Source organism: Paraburkholderia sp. 22099, from assembly GCF_052045835.1.
GTDB classification, from domain to species: Bacteria; Pseudomonadota; Gammaproteobacteria; order Burkholderiales; family Burkholderiaceae; genus Paraburkholderia; species Paraburkholderia terricola.
On the sequence record NZ_JBQEPU010000019.1, the window covers coordinates 34,798 to 49,613 of the forward strand.

Genomic DNA, 14,816 nt, shown 5'->3' on the forward strand with positions numbered 1-14,816 from the left:
CGTTTCCACTCTTTCGGAGAAATCAAATGACTCGCTTCCAAGGTAAATCGATCCTCGTCACCGGCGGCAGCAGCGGCATCGGCTTCGCGGCCGCCAAGGCCTTCGCCGACGAAGGCGCACGCGTCGTCATCACCGGGCGCGATGCCGATGCGCTCGACACCGCGAAAGCCGCGCTCGGCGCGAACGCCGTGGCCGTGCGCAACGACGCCGGCTCCGTTGCCGCGGCCCGCGAACTGGCCGCCGCGATCGGCGCCGCCGGCATCCGGCTCGACGCGGTGTTCGTGAACGCGGGCACCGCGAAGTTCGCGTCCTTCCCGGATGTCGAGGAAGCCTTCTGGGATGCGATGTTCAACACCAACGTGAAGGGCGCCTATTTCCAGATTCAGGCGCTACTGCCCCTGCTCAATCGTGGCGCCTCGATCGTCATCAACGGCTCGATCAATGCGCATATCGGCATGCCGGGATCGTCGGTGTATGCGGCAAGCAAGGCCGCGGTGATTTCGCTCGCGAAGACGCTGTCGGCGGAATTGCTGCCGCAAGGCGTGCGCGTGAACGTGGTGAGCCCAGGGCCGGTGCAGACGCCGCTTTACGGCAAGCTCGGTCTCGACGCCGCCGCGCTCGAAGCCACCGCCGCGCAGATTCTCAGCCAGGTGCCGGTCGGCCGCTTCGGCACGCCGGAGGAAATCGCCTCGACCGTGCTGCATCTGGCGGCGCCGGAATCGGCGTTCATCGTCGGCACGGAAATCATCGCCGATGGCGGCATGAGTCAGCTTTAAGGCGGCGCACGGCGCCGGTGGCCCGGCAGGGTCGATATGCGATGCCTGCCGGTGGCGGCGCGGCTCAGGCCGCCCGCGCGCTTAGTGAAGCCGTGGCGCCGGGTCGGCCTGATCCTCGTCCGGCGTTTCGCCATCGCCGAACAGTTCGGCGCACAGGCCCGCGCCGAGTTCGCTCAAGCGCGCCGTGCCCGTGCCTTCCTCGTTGAAGGTGGTATCCACCAGTCCCCCATCGACCAGGGCCGTCAACTGTCGCCGCAAGCCGCTCATCGGCACGGCCGCCTGCTTCGACAATCTGGCGAGCGACCATGCGCCGCCGGGCGTTTCCCGGTGCGCGCGCCACAGTTGCGCCAGCACGGCGACCAGCACCGGATCGAGTTCATCGTTTTCGCTTTCTTCCATCGTGTCTCCTCGTTCTCTGCTTTCAAGCCATGCGCGCCACCAGTTCGCCCAGCGTCTTCAATGCCGCCTCGGTCTGCGCCGTCCACGGATAGCTGTAATTGAGCCGGATGAAATGGCGAAAATCGTCGCGCGTCGAAAACATCATGCCCGGCCCGACCGTGATGCCGCGCGCGAGCGCCGCCTGGTAAAGCCGCATCGAATCGACGCGTTCGGGCAACTCCACCCATAGCACGTAGCCGCCTTGCGGCGCCGACATGCGCGTGCCGACCGGGAAAAACCGCCGCACCATCGCCGTCATGATGCTCGCCTGCTGCCGGTAAACCTTGCGCACGTGCCGCAGATGACGGTCGTAGCCGCCCTGCTTCAGATAATCGGCCACCGCGACTTGCGGCACCGAAGGCGTGGTCAGCGTATTGAGAAACTTGAGCTTCTCGACCTGCGCGCGGTAGCGCCCCGGCATCGCCCAGCCGATCCGGTACGACGCGGTCAGGCTCTTCGAAAACGACGCGCAATGCAACACCAGTCCCTTTGTGTCGAAGTTCTTCAGCGTCGAAGGCCGGGCGTCGCCGAAATAGAGTTCCTGATAAACGTCGTTCTCGATGACGGGAATCTCGTGCGCGGCGAGCAGGTCGACCAGTTGCCGCTTGCGCGCGTCCGGCATCTGAAAGCCGAGCGGATTCTGAAAGTTGGGCATCACCATGCAGGCGGCGATCGTCTGCGTCGCGATCACCTGAGCCAGCGCCTCGATGTCGATGCCGTGCGCCGGATGCGTCGCCACCTCGATCGCGCGCATGCCGAGGCGCTCGATGGCGTGCAGCATCGCGTAATAGGTCGGCGATTCGACCGCCACCGTATCGCCGGGTTTGGCGACCGCCTGCAAGCTGAGGTTGATCGCCTCCGTCGCGCCCAGCGTGATGACGATTTCGCCGGGATCGACCGGCACGCCGTTCTCGGCGTAGCGGCGCGCGATCTGCCGGATCAGTTCGGGATTGCCGGGCGGCAGATCGTCGATCAGATTCCAGCTCGCGCTACGCCGGGCGATCGCGTTCGCATACTGATTGATGCGCCGCCACGGGAACAGCGACGGGTCGGGATAAGGCGAGCCGAGCGGCACGGCGTCGTGGGCGCGGATGCTGCGCAGGGTCGATAGCACCAGCCGGCTGACGTCGACCTCGGCGGCCACGGGCGCGGTCTCGGCTGCCGGCTTGCCGCTCAGGCGGGGCTCATCGAGCGCCGCCGCCCTGGCCGCTCTCGCCGCGGCGTCGCGCACGAAGTAGCCGGACTGCGGACGGCTCTCGACCACCCCACGGCTTTCGAGCAACGCATACGCGCGCAGCACGGTCTTGATGCTCACGCCGTGCTGCTGGCTCGCCTGCCGCACCGACAAAATCCGCTCGCCCGCCGCGAACACGCCACGGCGCACGGCTTCGGTCATGTCGTCGGCGAGTTTTTCGTAGAGTTTCAAGGACCTGGCTCAAACGGAAAGCGTGAGTTGAGGCGCCAGTCTATGACAAAACGCAGACAACTGTATCCCTCGGCTTTCCATTTTTCTGTATGCTGCGCTGCCTTTGGAACACAGTAGGCTTGCAGGTATCGGCTTAAAAGCCTCGTCAAAGCGTATCCGCGGCAACCATCATGAAGAAACCCGAAGCTCGCATCGAACCGTACACGCACCCCGCCGCAGGCTGGGGCGCGCTCAAATATGTCGCGATCAATCTGATCAAGGAAAAGGTCACGGGCGGCAATTACCGCACGCTGTTCAAACAGAATCAGCCCGACGGCTTCGACTGCCCCGGCTGCGCGTGGCCGGATCGGGAGCACGCGTCCACCTTCGAATTCTGCGAGAACGGCGTGAAGGCCGTGGCCGCCGAGGCGACCAGCAAGCGCGTGACGCCGACGTTCTTCGAGGCACACACGGTCGAGCAACTGATGGCGCAGTCGGACTTCGAACTGGAACAGCATGGCCGTCTGACCGACCCGCTCGTCTACGACGCGCTGCGCGACCGCTACGTGCCGATCGGCTGGGACGAAGCCTTCGACCTCATCGCCGGCCACCTGAAGCGCCTCGACGATCCCGACCGCGCCGCCTTCTATACCTCGGGCCGCGCCAGCAACGAAGCCGCGTTCCTGTATCAGTTGTTCGTGCGCATGTACGGCACCAACAATTTCCCCGATTGCTCGAACATGTGCCACGAAGCGACCAGCCGCGGCTTGCCGCATACGGTCGGCATCGGCAAGGGCACGGTCACGCTCGACGACTTCGAACACGCCGACACGCTGCTGATCTTCGGCCAGAATCCGGCGACCAACCATCCGCGCATGCTCGGCGAACTGCGTGAATGCGCGAAGCGCGGCGCGACCATCGTGTCGATCAATCCGCTCAAGGAGCGCGGCCTCGAACGTTTCGCGAGTCCGCAGCATCCGGTCGAAATGATCACGATGGGCAGCACGAAAATCAGCTCCGTGTTCATCCGGCCGAAAGTCGGCGGCGATTTCGCGCTGCTCAAAGGCGTCGCCAAGCGCGTGATCGAACTCGACGACGAGGCGCTCGCGTCGGGCCTCGAGCGAGTGCTGGACGTCGGCTTCATCGCCGGACACACGGTGGGTTTCGACGCGTTCGCCGACGATCTGCGGGCGGAGAACTGGGACACCATCGTCGCCGAATCCGGCGTGCCGTTCGAGGACGTGCTGAAGCTCGGCGACATCTACGTGAAGGGCCGCGCGGTGATTTCCACTTGGGGCATGGGCCTCACGCAGCACAAGAACTCGGTGCCGACCGTGCAGTTGCTGTCGAACCTGATGATGATGCGCGGCAATATCGGCCGGCGCGGCGCGGGTTTGTGCCCGGTGCGCGGGCATTCGAATGTGCAAGGCGACCGCACGGTCGGCATCGAGGAAAAACCGACCGAGGCGTTTCTCGACCGGCTCGGCGAGGTCTACGGTTTCGAGCCGCCGCGCGAACATGGACTCGACGTCGTCAATACGATTCAGGCGATGCTCGACGGCAAGGTGAAGGTGTTCATCGGCCTCGGCGGCAATTTTTCGATTGCGACGCCGGACACGCCGCGTACCTGGGAAGCCATGCGGTCGTGCGACCTGACCGTGCACATCACGACCAAACTGAACCGCAGCCACCTCGTGCACGGACGTGACGCGCTGATTCTGCCGACGCTCGGGCGCACCGAGATCGATTCGCAGAATGGCGTGCCGCAAGGCGTGAGCGTCGAGGATTCGATGAGCATGGTGCATATCTCTTACGGCATGAACAAGCCGGCCTCGGACAATCTGCTGTCGGAGATCGCAATCGTCGCGCGCATGGCGCATGCGACGCTCGGCAGCGACAAGGTGGACTGGCTCGCGCACGCGGCCGATTACTCGCTGATCCGCGACGGCGTCGCGAAGGTGATCGAGGGCTTCGAGAACTACAACGAGCGGTTGAAGCATCCAGGCGGATTCCACCTGGGTGTCGCGTCACGCGAGCGGATCTGGAAAACGCCGAGCGGCAAGGCGCAGTTCATCGTGCACGCGATCGCGCTCGACACGCCGATACATCGCGCGCGCGAAGAGCACGGCGAGCGCCTGATGACCCTGATGACGACGCGCTCGCACGATCAGTACAACACGACCATCTACGGCCTCGACGATCGCTATCGCGGCGTATACGGCCAACGGCGCGTGTTGTTCGCCAACAAGGAAGATCTCGCGATGCTGGGCTTCGCCGCCGGGCAGCGCGTGGATATCACGAGCGTATGGGCCGACGGAATCGAACGTCACGTGAAGGGGTTTCTGCTCGTGGAATACGACATTCCGCGCGGATGTCTCGGCGCTTACTATCCTGAGACGAATCCGCTCGTGCCGCTTTCCTCGGTGGCGGATGGCGCCGGGACGCCGACTTCGAAGTCGATTCCGGTCTTGCTGAAGGCTGCGGAAGCTGACGCGCTGGCTGCTTGATGCTTGACGCGTCGTCAGGCCGGACTTTTCGTCAGTTCCCGATGCGTGAGATAGAGGCGCAGATCGAATTCGATCTGGTGGTAGCCCGGCTGCATGAACTCGCACAGTCGATAAAAGGCTTTGTTGTGGTCGCTCTCTTTCAGATGAGCGAGTTCGTGCACGACGATCATCTTCAGAAATTCCGGCGCAGCGGATTTGAACAGCGAGGCAACGCGGATTTCCTTTTTCGCCTTCAGCTTGCCGCCTTGCACGCGCGAGATGCTGGTGTGCAGGCCCAATGCGTGACGCACGACGTCGAGCTTGCTGTCGTAGGTGACTTTGTCGATTTGCTCCGCGCTGCGCAGATGTTCGCGTTTCAGGTCCGCGCAATAGGCGTAGAGCGCCCGGTCTGTTTGCACGTCGTGTGTGTTCGGGTATCGCTCAGCGAGGTACGGGCCCAGTTGCGCGTCGGCTATCAGCTTCCTGACTTTTTCCTGCAGCGCCGGAGGGTAGCCGGTTAGATATTTCAGGTGAGACAGTCCGGTCATTTTGCCTGGTCTTTGCGTTTCGGGGCAGCGGCGATCGGTGTCGGTAGTGGATTCGAAACGACACCGTCTCTTTGCTGATCCGCATTCTAAACGCATTGGCCTCACCGTTCGGCGTTGCTTCGCGAAGTCGAGGCTCGGGCAACTGTAACGGCAACCAGGAGCCCTCGCCCCTCCCTCGCGTTTCAAGAGAAACGTACTTTCATTCCATAAGCAGTTCGCCCCATTCGAAATCGACGCGGTCGGGAAACATGGGTACGACGCCCGCGCCAGGCGTAAACGTGAGCTCGCCAAAGTACAGCGCATTGTCCGGTGCATAAAGATCGACCCGAACGTAATCGAAGCCGTTGGATAGCTTCGCGGCGGCCTCGAGTATCGCGTCCAGGTTATCTGGCGGAGCGCTCGGCGTGGTGCCGCGCGCGTACTCGCCAATCGTTACGTCGAGATGGTTCCAGTCCGCGTCATACACATCGCCACGCGGCAGCGGTCCAAACCGGTCGCTGATTTTCACGATGTACATGACCGGTCGCCCCGCACTTCGACGAAAGCAATGCACCTTGTAGTCGGCGGGAACCTGACCGTTTCGATCGAGCAGGAGCGTCTCGAAGAATAGCCCCGGTTCGATGTCCCGGTAATGGCGCTCGCGCGCCACCTTGTAAAAATCGGTCGATAGCCACCGGACGGCCAACTGGTGAAGCCGCTCAAAACTCTCTCGTGATTTGTCGCGGACGATCTCGACGAACGTGCTGCCGTGATTCGCCTTCATGACAAACGAGTCTGGAAGAGAATCGAAGTCCGCGCGCGTGAACCTGGTGGGCGCGGCAATCAAAGGAACGAGAAATTCTTCTCCCAGAATCCGGCCCACGTAGTCGCGCACGGCAAGCTTGTCCGTCAACGGCGCAAATCGAGGATCCGGTTGCAGGTTTCGCCTGAGAATGCGTTCGTTGAATGTTCTCGGCTTGATGAGATTGGGAAAGCGGCCCACCTCTTTGCGATGCAAAAGTAACAGGAAGAGAAAATCCGGCAGCAAATCCTTGGCATGCTCTTTTATCCGCCTTTCGAGGCCGACAGGTGTCCCGCCAATGCTCTCTCCCCTCCCGAATGGTGCATTGAGGGCATGGCTTACCTGAAACGCGGTTTCCGCTTGAAAGACTCTTCTTGGACGTGACACAGAAGCCTCCTTAATCGTTGAGTTATCACAGACGTCGACTATTGCGTTGACAGGCGAACGATCACAACTCGAAACGTATTCAATGCGTTGACTGGCAAGCACGCGCCACGGAAGGAAGGCCGATACATGGTCTTCGAACCGCGCGGCGCTGCCGACCGGCCTAATAAGGCACGCCGGAGCCGGGAGGAGCAACCGGCGACACGATGTACGCCGGTTCGGTGGTCAACTCGATCCGTAACTCGCCCACCTGGATAACCGTTCCTTTCGGCGCGTTCGCACCATTGACACGGACGAGAGAGACGAAGAACTCTCGCGAGATTTGATCCACGGCCTTCAACAGCGCCGCGGTAGCGGGATAGTCCAAAGTCACCGCTCCATGATGCGCGGCACCGGAAACTTCAAAGGGACCCAGCGTCCCGATGAAGTGCTGAGCGCGCACCGCCTTATCGCCGAAGTTGTCGGGAAGGTTGAGGTACACGTTGTAGAAATAGCCCCCCGCCGCACCTCGAGCCGTCAGTTTGATGTCGTCGAATACGACCTTCACCGAACGATATTTCCCGGACGTCGTGGCGGTCGTTGTCGAAGGGGCAACCAGGCCTTGCGCGGCCGCGTCGTATGACGCAGCGGTCGCCGAAAGCAAGTCCTGAACGGGTTTAATCGAGGCGGCCTCTCCCAGAATCCGAACCGTGATGGATGCCTCGTTCAGCGCAACGCCGGTGACGCCGCCGATCGAATGCCGCCCAGAGGTAATATCACGCGCCGAGCTTAGGGAGAAGCTGACGACGGGCGGGCGTGCTCGAAGGTCGGTCGTTTGCGCCTGCACCCGAATGATTCGGCCCACCTGTGTTTGCGGCGGCAAGGTGGTGGGTCTCGCCGTGTTGGCGTAGTCATAGCCGAGCCGGGAACGCGGAGAGTACGTTTGCTCCTTGTTGATCGTCAAGGCGGAAGCGTAAGTGAAGGTCCCGGCCCAATACGGATCGGTCGGCGCCGGCATGGTTCTTCCGTCCGGCAGCGCCCACGCGTGCCAAAGCCTGTCGACGTTCGCATGGTGCAGGTAGAAAATCGGATCACGAGGCGATTGCATGGTAGCCATCGAATTGCCGATGATGTTGTGCACCGGATTGTGCGGTGCCGTCTCGAACTTCTCTTCAAATGAATTGGCCGTGCCGCGCTGGAAGTTCACGACCGAGGACGAGAAAGGCGACAGGTCGAGCGCGTTATAGACGTTCGTATTGAGTCGAGGACAATAAAGCGGATTACCGCTTGCCGTATCGGTGAATTCCGCCGGCACGTTCGGGTTGCTGAACCAGTCCCAGTACGGCAGCGTGAAATCGCTGTCACCCGAAATCAGTCTGATCTGACGCTCCAGGTAGTACAGGTATCCGCGATGCCAGGCAAGGAAATATGGCTGCCGATGCGGACAGTAGTTCATGTGGACGTTGGTCCAGTACTGCCATGAATTCGGATCGGCCGCATTCGGGTTGGCCAGCATGGTCCGCACCGCGTTAAGAAATGAAGCATAGTGAGGCGTCGTCTTGAATTGCTGCCATTCGATACGAATCACTAACGTAGTCGACGCTCTTGCCAAAAACGGAAACGACGCCCATGTCATGGCAGTGGCGGCGGCGCCGAGAAAAGTTCTGCGCTTTATCGTAGCGTACGGCATGACTCCTCCATTTAATGGCGGCACCCATGCATTTGCATTGGCCGCGTGTCGTCCCGCTGACACATCTTTGGCGACGGGTCTGCGCTGTCGTGAGATATCGCTTGCCAGTATGGCAATAGCTGGCGCCTGCGCTCGCGTGTTCTAACGCGGGCGTTCAGGCAATTGGCGTGGCCGGATTTGCTCCGGCCTCGGTCTTCCTCAAGCCAATCGGATTCAATTAATAATTTTGCAAAAGTGCGGCAGCGCCGCCTTTCGCGATCCTCGTCTCTGCACAGCAAGCCTAACGGAGACTGAAAAAAATCGTAAGGAATTTACATCCGCAGTTTTGGACAGCATGGCCGAAAATGGTGGACGCATGGTGGACGTATGGGCTGTCAACGCCGTGCGTTCGACGACCGGAACAGCTCCGTATGCAGAGCGCTTTTGAGTCCCGAGAGAGAAGGGCTGGCGCGGGAGCGGGCAGCATCGAGACGATGCAAGGCAGACCAGATAGCTGAGCCGTTCAAGGAAGCCGCAACCTGCCGACCGTCTCTTTAGCACTTGCTTTTGACGCTTCACAGCGACAAGACAGCGACAAGACAGCGACAAGACAGCGACAGGTTTGCGAATGACGGTATTCGCATTGGCCGCGACTCGACAACCGCGGCTCACGGTCGAGCGCCTGGTTGAGTGGCGTCTCGAGTACGTCTGTAAACGATGCAACCGGGTCTCCGCGCGAAGCAGGAGACCCGGTCTTTCGTCACGAATGAACAACCCGTCGATCAGTTGTCCGGGTGGCCCGCCGTGAAGGTCTTGAACGCATTGTACGGCTCGGTTATTGGAACCGTGTTGATCATAATGCCGTAGGTCGTGTTCCCGCTATCCAGCACGTAGTACATCACGGACTGAATGTTGTGCGTCTTTCTCGCTTGATAAAACTCGCCCAATTGCGTGGTGATGTAGTTCGCGCGGAAGGACTCGCTTTGGTCCGGGCCGGTATTCCATTCGGTAATCATGAAAGGCACGCCATATCGGGCCTTGCAATACGTCGGAAGGTCGAAGGTGGGGCCGTTTCCGTCGGAGCCGATTCTGAAAATGTCCCCATACGCATCGTAATTGTGCCAGGTGGTGATATCCCAACGCACCTTCGGATGACCGCCCGTGCCGTCGGGTTGCATGCCTTCCCACAAAGCGTCGGCCGCGCCAATATCGGCAACGCAGAAATTGATACCGCACTTCGCCGTGGACTGGACCGACTTCACGCCGTCGATCATGCCGCGCATGGCGCCGCGCATGGCGGGCCAGTTCGTATTGTTGAAGTCCATCGCCAACGAACCCGCGTAGGAGAAGTTCATGACCGTGGCGTTCTGCCGGGTCAGTTCATTTCCGCATTCGTACATGGTCACGCCGTACGGTTTCATTGCGTTTGCGACAGTCCTGGCACAAGCGAAAGCGCGGGTATAAGCCGCCGACTCGCCAGAAAACACCGTACCGCTGGAGTCGTACACACCTTGCTGGATCAGCACGAGCAGCTTGAGTCCGGCTGACTGGAAGGCTTGCGCGATTTTGACGACGGCATTGATCTGGTTCGGGTCGTCCGTGCAGCCGACGCGATAGGTCGTACAGCCCATGTCTTTCAACATCGAGACCAGTTGAGTAGGCGTGTACGTGTAATCCCAGTGCCCGTTCATTCCGTAGAAGGAACCTGCCGCGGGAGCAACGGCGATACGTGGGTCGCTGCACGGCAGCCATTGGGCCTTGACGTTGCGCACGTCCACGTTCACGTAGAACTGGCCGCCTGAACCCTGATGCCAGATCTTGCCGCCGTACCAGAGCACCAGCGACACATTGTAGGTGTTGCCCACGGTCGCGCCGTTCCTGTAAATGACGCCATTCACGAGGGTCCAGACCGCGGCCGTCTTGTCGATAATGTACGGCGACGTAGGGAGCGTCGTACCCTCCGCTGAAGTGCCGCCCATACGCGGGTCGTTGCACGTTACCCATGTCGAGCCGGTCCATGAATAGAACTGGCCGCCGGAGCCCTGGTGATACACACCGCCGCTGTAGTACAGCACCAATGCGACGTTGTAGGTGTTGCCGGCTTTCGCGCCGTTTCGATACACCGAGCCATTCGCCAGCGTCCACACGGCGCCCGAGTTGTCGGTAATGGAACTTGCAGGGGGAATTGCGGTGCCGCTGGCCGAGGGGGTGCCCGCGTGTGCCGTTGCTTTATTGACGGCTGATTGATCCGTGCTGTTGCCGTCTTCCGAACCGCCGCCACAGGCGCTCAAAAGATAACTGCCACCAAGAGCCGTTAGGCAACCAATGAATTGACGTCGTTTCACCATGTCAAATAATTTCCGCTGTCGAGAAAATTCCCGATAAAAAATCCAAGTATTAACTTTCTGGAGTTTTCGAATTGAGTAGATGCGTCAAGACTCGCCGCCCATTAACCCGGAACGCTTAAGGGCGAAGAAAGTCCTGCGCATACGCGCACAAATCTGATGCTTGATTAGTGGTCGACAAAGACGTTTGAAGAGACGCAGTAATCCGCCGCGCGAGCGTCGCCGATCCTCCGGGCGAGCCTACCCGCACGTCCACTATCTCTTTTGCAAACGATGGAGACGACCTGACACGGTATTGATCTGCTGCTCAAACCGCGAGCCGCGCGTGGCGCAAACGTTTCACCGGAAGGACGACCGACGTGGGATCTGTTCGGTAAGTTATTCACAAATGCGGCGCGACGGAGTAAATCGTACCCGGAATGCGGTTTGAATTACAGTGGAAATAGTTTTTTTCCGCCAGAAAGCAGGAATCTTTCGAACAATTTGAGACGCAGCGAAAATTCCTACTTTCTTATGATCATCAGAGGACTGATGCGCTCAATTGGCACTTCGACCCTATTGGAATGGGGCTTTATTTTTCCGCCGGGTAGGCGGCGCGCACCCGCCGAAGTGAGGCCACCCTTCCCCCGCGCGCGGCCGCCTCCCGATGCGCGATGCGCAACCGGGCAAGTTGTACTCACTCGACCGGAGTAGACCGCCGTGGTTGCAACAAGACATTCCTATTCCAACGAGTTGTTTTAAATAGATCGAAATCGGCGATATTTAATGGGCCATTTTCCAATATGGCTAAGTTGAAAATAGAATGTTCTCTTTTGCACTGACCTATCGGCTGCGTTTGTCATTACATTCAATGTACTGACGACAGCGTTGAATGCGTTTCTCGGCGAGCCTCGGTCGAATCCGCCAACACATCGTGTTCAGCGGACATCTTCCACATGCGGCACTCCCTTGACGAACCACGCGCCGCGCTATTCGATACGTTTGGCCGTGAATGCGGAATTTATGCCGCGCGCCGCGTTATTAGCCACGTATCATGGTCTCACTTCACGCTCGCCGTTTCCGTCTTTCTTCTGATCGAACAGGATGGCGAGATCTCTCGCGATTTCTGGCATCCATTCCCGGAGGATAAGTGAGCATTGCGAGCTTTGTTCTGATCGTGACCGGCGTCCTGCTGAATGCAATGGCGCAACTCTGGCTGAAAGCGGGAACCAATGCGCTGGGAGCCTTTGGATTCAGTCGCCAAACAGCCGTTTCAGCGCTCTTCAGAGTGGGATTCGAGCCTCACATCATGGCGGGGCTGGCATGCTACGTACTGAGCGTTGCGATCTGGATCGTGGCGCTGTCCAAGGTTCCGGTGAGCGTGGCGTATCCGATGCTGTCGATCGGATACGTGGTGAACGCGATAGCCGCGTGGTATCTGTTCGGAGAATATCTGTCGACGCAGAAATTGTTGGGCATCGCCGTCATCATCGTCGGTGTCTATCTGGTTGCGAAATCGTAGGGATCGAACAGGGAGTCGCATCATGCGAGTACTGATCACCGGCGCAGCGGGCTTTCTCGGTAGCGAGTGCGTCAAGCAATTCAAGGCGCGCGCTCATGACGTGACTACCACCGACAGGACCGGCCCAGTCGACTTGCCAGGCGATCTCGCCGATGCCGCGTTCACTGCTTCGCTGCCGAACGTCGACGTGGTGGTCAATTGCGCGGCGGTTCAATACGTTACCAAAGGCGTCCCCCTTCTCTTCAGAAAGTCGTTCTTTGAACGGAACAACGTGCTGGCGGCAAGGAACCTTTGCGAGCGCTATCGCTTCCAGGGATCGCATTTCATTCACGTCGGCACGAGCATGATGTACCGCCAAACCGGACAGAACCAGTACGACATACACAGCAGAATGGGTGGTGAAGGCGTGTACAGCCGCTCGAAGATGGCTGCCCAGGCGTTCGTCGACACCGTGCCGGGGGCGGCCACGATCATTCCCTGCATCATTGGCGGAGAAGGAAGAGAGGGCCTGTTCCGAGGCTTCGTCAACATGATGACGAAGTTCGGTCTCGTTGCATTTCCCGGTCACGGCAACCATAAGATCCACATGGTGCACGTCCTCGACGTGGCGAGCCTGATCTATCGCGTCGCGGAAACGCGTGCCGCCGGTTTTTTCAATGCCGCCGATCCAGACCCGCTGTCGATTCGCCAGTGGATCGACGAAATCTCAGCGGAGCTTGGCGTCCGGCATGTGCGAAAAATCGCGATTCCATTGCTTCCCGTGAAGTGGATATCGTCTCTTTCCGGTTACAGGCTGCTCGCGCGCGAACAGTTGCTGATGCTCGAACTCCAGCACGTCCTCTCGATCGACGAGTCGCTTGCTATTGGCTGGCGCCCGCAGTTTTCGAATGCAAGAATCGCAAGGGATATCGCCGTCCACATCAATCGCAGCGCAGCCGCGCGGCCGGGACTTTCCCGCTCGGAATAGTGGCACGCCAGAACAGCGCGAAGACCCCGGAGACGCGAACAGGCGCTCCGGAACGCCCTTTCCTCTTCTTCACATCGCGGCCAGCACAGTCAGCACGCACAGTGCGATGACGAACAGGCTCGCGCGGTTCTTGATCGCGAAGACGATCGGGTCATCGTGCATCTGCCCGCGGAACGCCACCATCCAGATGCGGCTGATCCAATACAGAAGCAGACAAAAGAGAACCCAGAGCCTGTGCGGATGCTGATACAGCACCTTGACGTCGGCCGAATTCATATAGAGCGCCAGCACCAGCACCGCGACGTAGCCGGCTGCCGTTCCGAATGAGCGCACGATGCTCATGTCGTCGGTTAAGTACCCCCGGCCTGCCGCCGAAGCCTTGCCGTCCCGCTGCGTTTTGTCGAGTTCGGTGTAGCGCTTGACCATCGCGAGGCTGAGAAAGATCATCACCGAGAACATGATCAACCAGTCGGACAGCACAACGCCGCCGGCCGCGCCGCCAGCCACGATACGGGTGGTATAAAGCGCCGCGAGCACGAATACGTCCACCAGCATCACGCGCTTCAGGCGAAACGAATACGCGAGCGTCGTGACGACATAGCACGCCAGCACGAACTGGAACGACTGCGGCAGCATGACTGCAAGGCTTGCCGATCCCGCCAGCAGGATGAACATCAGAAAGATGCCGGAGACCAGCGACAATTCACCGGAAGCGAACGGGCGCTTGCACTTGCGGCTATGACGCCTGTCCGCATCGAGGTCGAGCATATCGTTTAACAGATACACGGACGACGCGCAAAAACAGAACGAAAGGAACGCCACGCCCTCTGCGATCAGCGTGTCGATATTGGTGAAGCGATGGGACGCGAGAAGTGGCACGAAGATCAGCAGGTTCTTCACCCATTGATAAACGCGCATTTCCCTGAGCGCGAGCCGCAAGAAAGAACGCTTGCTTTCGAAGAAGACGGTTGTCTGATTCACTTTCTGCGCCGCCGCCTGCATATGCCTGTTTCCCACGACAATCGCCCTGCGCGCCTGCTTCCAGACCGGCACATCGGCGCGAGCATTGCCGCAGTAGTCGAAGCCCTGCACACCGAAGCGCGCCAGCAAGGCTCCCGCCTTGTTCGTGCCGGAGAGATTGCGCGACTCGTCGCTTGCCATCACGCCTTTGAAGAATCCGAAATGCGAGGCGATCTGTTCGGCAAATCGCTGGTCACCCGCCGTGCATAGATAGAGATCACGGCCACTCGACTGCTCGCGTTTGAGGAAATCAACCACGCGGGCGTTATAGGGCAGCAGTGATACGTCGATGGCGACGCGCGAGGCGATCTGGGCCTTCAGATATCCCTTTCCCCGCAGCAGCCAGACGACGCAATAGAACAGATAGAGGGGATTTTTCTTGATCAGAACAAGGAACGACTCGATCAACAGGTCGCTATGGGTCAGTGTGCCGTCGAGATCGACACAAAGCGGGATGCTTGCAGCAGCCATCGGTAGCCTCGAACGATTATCGAAGTGTTAGCCTGAGCAAAGCGCC

Annotated in this window: 11 protein-coding genes; 4 read left to right on the top strand and 7 right to left on the bottom strand. The window is 59.9% G+C overall.

The features are described from left to right. The first annotated feature begins 26 nt into the window (after positions 1 to 26). The gene (locus ACTJLC_RS18930) at positions 27 to 776 is read left to right on the top strand and encodes an SDR family oxidoreductase (RefSeq protein WP_073427515.1); all 750 of its coding nucleotides are present in this window, start codon (positions 27 to 29) and stop codon (positions 774 to 776) included. A gap of 81 nt (positions 777 to 857) precedes the next feature. On the opposite strand, the gene ACTJLC_RS18935 is transcribed toward ACTJLC_RS18930, so the two are convergent. Both ACTJLC_RS18935 and ACTJLC_RS18940 read right to left on the bottom strand, forming a co-directional pair. Next, positions 858 to 1,175: a helix-turn-helix transcriptional regulator gene (locus tag ACTJLC_RS18935; protein ID WP_073427514.1), complete on the bottom strand. Its 318-nt coding sequence runs from the start codon at positions 1,173 to 1,175 to the stop codon at positions 858 to 860. A gap of 22 nt (positions 1,176 to 1,197) precedes the next feature. Continuing rightward, complete coding sequence (locus ACTJLC_RS18940) at positions 1,198 to 2,640, bottom strand: aminotransferase-like domain-containing protein (protein WP_073427513.1); 1,443 nt, start codon at positions 2,638 to 2,640, stop codon at positions 1,198 to 1,200. A 170-nt stretch (positions 2,641 to 2,810) separates the two neighbouring features. Here ACTJLC_RS18940 and ACTJLC_RS18945 point away from each other — a divergent pair, with 170 nt between their 5' ends. Further along, positions 2,811 to 5,126: an FdhF/YdeP family oxidoreductase gene (locus ACTJLC_RS18945; RefSeq protein WP_073427512.1), complete on the top strand. Its 2,316-nt coding sequence runs from the start codon at positions 2,811 to 2,813 to the stop codon at positions 5,124 to 5,126. A gap of 14 nt (positions 5,127 to 5,140) precedes the next feature. On the opposite strand, the gene ACTJLC_RS18950 is transcribed toward ACTJLC_RS18945, so the two are convergent. The 4 genes from ACTJLC_RS18950 to ACTJLC_RS18965 all read right to left on the bottom strand — a co-directional run bounded on the left by ACTJLC_RS18950 (position 5,141) and on the right by ACTJLC_RS18965 (position 10,814). Next, positions 5,141 to 5,644: a M48 metallopeptidase family protein gene (locus ACTJLC_RS18950; RefSeq protein ID WP_073427692.1), complete on the bottom strand. Its 504-nt coding sequence runs from the start codon at positions 5,642 to 5,644 to the stop codon at positions 5,141 to 5,143. A 208-nt stretch (positions 5,645 to 5,852) separates the two neighbouring features. Next, positions 5,853 to 6,734: an ATP-grasp fold amidoligase family protein gene (locus ACTJLC_RS18955; protein ID WP_073427691.1), complete on the bottom strand. Its 882-nt coding sequence runs from the start codon at positions 6,732 to 6,734 to the stop codon at positions 5,853 to 5,855. Between the two features lie 247 nt (positions 6,735 to 6,981). Further along, a complete protein-coding gene (locus ACTJLC_RS18960; protein ID WP_084561355.1) occupies positions 6,982 to 8,487 on the bottom strand; it encodes a tyrosinase family protein in 1,506 nt (501 codons plus the stop codon). Positions 8,488 to 9,248: 761 nt separating this feature from the next. Continuing rightward, on the bottom strand, positions 9,249 to 10,814 hold the full coding sequence (locus ACTJLC_RS18965; RefSeq protein WP_083083323.1) for a hypothetical protein: 1,566 nt from the start codon (positions 10,812 to 10,814) through the stop codon (positions 9,249 to 9,251). 1,126 nt (positions 10,815 to 11,940) lie between these two features. On the opposite strand from ACTJLC_RS18965, the gene ACTJLC_RS18970 reads away from it, so the two are divergent. Both ACTJLC_RS18970 and ACTJLC_RS18975 read left to right on the top strand, forming a co-directional pair. Further along, positions 11,941 to 12,312: an SMR family transporter gene (locus ACTJLC_RS18970; RefSeq protein WP_073427509.1), complete on the top strand. Its 372-nt coding sequence runs from the start codon at positions 11,941 to 11,943 to the stop codon at positions 12,310 to 12,312. After that, complete coding sequence (locus ACTJLC_RS18975) at positions 12,287 to 13,279, top strand: NAD-dependent epimerase/dehydratase family protein (RefSeq protein ID WP_143031906.1); 993 nt, start codon at positions 12,287 to 12,289, stop codon at positions 13,277 to 13,279. The genes ACTJLC_RS18970 and ACTJLC_RS18975 overlap by 26 nt, the downstream gene beginning before the upstream one ends. Positions 13,280 to 13,348: 69 nt before the next feature. On the opposite strand, the gene ACTJLC_RS18980 is transcribed toward ACTJLC_RS18975, so the two are convergent. Continuing rightward, positions 13,349 to 14,770 (bottom strand): UbiA family prenyltransferase, encoded by a 1,422-nt coding sequence (locus ACTJLC_RS18980; RefSeq protein ID WP_073427507.1) that lies wholly within the window; start codon positions 14,768 to 14,770, stop codon positions 13,349 to 13,351. Between the last annotated feature and the right edge of the window lie 46 nt (positions 14,771 to 14,816).

Excerpts from the sequence above, each read along its gene's own strand:
- ACTJLC_RS18980 (WP_073427507.1), bottom strand. The coding sequence starts at position 14,770 with ATGGCTGCTGCAAGCATCCCGCTTTGTGTCGATCTCGACGGCACACTG.
- ACTJLC_RS18945 (WP_073427512.1), top strand. The coding sequence starts at position 2,811 with ATGAAGAAACCCGAAGCTCGCATCGAACCGTACACGCACCCCGCCGCA.
- ACTJLC_RS18930 (WP_073427515.1), top strand. The coding sequence starts at position 27 with ATGACTCGCTTCCAAGGTAAATCGATCCTCGTCACCGGCGGCAGCAGC.
- ACTJLC_RS18965 (WP_083083323.1), bottom strand. The coding sequence starts at position 10,814 with ATGGTGAAACGACGTCAATTCATTGGTTGCCTAACGGCTCTTGGTGGC.
- ACTJLC_RS18960 (WP_084561355.1), bottom strand. The coding sequence starts at position 8,487 with ATGCCGTACGCTACGATAAAGCGCAGAACTTTTCTCGGCGCCGCCGCC.
- ACTJLC_RS18935 (WP_073427514.1), bottom strand. The coding sequence starts at position 1,175 with ATGGAAGAAAGCGAAAACGATGAACTCGATCCGGTGCTGGTCGCCGTG.